Raw genomic sequence first — 423 nt, forward strand, 5'->3', positions numbered from 1 at the left:
TCGGTGGCGGTGGTAATCGCAACACCATCAGCCGGATTTCCTCTATCTCGGCGAGCCTCACGGCACATGACTTTACCGCTAACAACTTGTCGATGGCGCTCCGTGGTTCAACCACTGCCGGTTCAACCACTGCGGTCACTGATGAGCCTCACACCAGCTTCGGCGTTGCTGATGAGCTTATCCCGTTCGATAAGCTTCCCGATCTGTCGCAGTCAGTCACGGTCAAAGACAGCCTTGATGCAGCCCTTGTTGAAGGTACTGACTACGAACTGACCAAATCCGGGATCAAAGTCATTGATGGTGGCGGCATTGATAACCTCGGCGTGAGTGTGAGCTATACACCACTGGCGACCAATATGGTTCAGGCCTTGATTGAATCGGGTAAAGAGTTTGTCCTGTTTATGGAAGGCCTCAACGATGCAC

1 protein-coding gene is annotated in these 423 nt (G+C 53.0%); it reads left to right on the plus strand.

Annotated elements, in window-relative coordinates; translation table 11 throughout:
* On the plus strand, positions 1 to 423 hold a 423-nt coding region (locus AK963_RS34495; RefSeq protein ID WP_202969985.1), incomplete at both ends, for a phage tail tube protein.

Source organism: Endozoicomonas atrinae, assembly GCF_001647025.1.
Classification (GTDB): Bacteria; Pseudomonadota; Gammaproteobacteria; order Pseudomonadales; family Endozoicomonadaceae; genus Endozoicomonas; species Endozoicomonas atrinae.